This is a genomic window from Pseudomonadota bacterium (assembly GCA_038533575.1).
In the GTDB taxonomy this organism is placed as follows: domain Bacteria; phylum Pseudomonadota; class Alphaproteobacteria; order Rhodobacterales; family Rhodobacteraceae; genus Shimia_B.
Map to the genome: position 1 here is coordinate 1 of JBCAYL010000061.1, position 509 is coordinate 509.

At 69.2% G+C, this 509-nt stretch carries 1 protein-coding gene; it reads right to left on the bottom strand.

Annotated elements, in window-relative coordinates; all coding sequences use genetic code 11:
* Window positions 1-509: His/Gly/Thr/Pro-type tRNA ligase C-terminal domain-containing protein (locus AAFM92_17005; protein ID MEL7302055.1), on the bottom strand; the 509-nt coding region annotated here is incomplete at both ends.

A 509-nucleotide genomic window follows, 5' to 3' on the forward strand; every position in this document is an offset into this window, starting at 1 on the left:
GATCTGCGAGAGCGTGTCCGTGACCACGTCGGCGAGTTGGTCGCGGGGGATGCTCTCCTTGCCGGGCTCGTCGCGGCGGGCGAGCTCGACGACCCCGTTCTTCACGTCGCGCGGGCCGACCGCGAGGCGGAGCGGGACGCCCTGCACCTCGTACTCGTTGAACTTCCAGCCGGGGCGGTAGGCCTCGCGGGCGTCGGTCTTGACGCGCACGCCCGCCACGCGCAGTTCGCGCTCGATCTCAGCGACGGCCTCCATCACGACCTCCTTCTCGCCGTCCTTGCGGTAGATCGGCACGATCACGACCTGCGTCGGCGCGAGGCGCGGCGGGAGGACGAGGCCCTGGTCGTCGGAGTGCGTCATGATGAGCGCGCCGATGAGCCGCGTCGAGACGCCCCACGAGGTCGCCCAGACGTGTTCGAGTTCGTTGTCCTTGTTCTGGAAGGTGCAGTCGAACGCCTTGGCGAAGTTCTGCCCGAGGAAGTGGCTGGTGCCGGCTTGGAGCGCCTTGC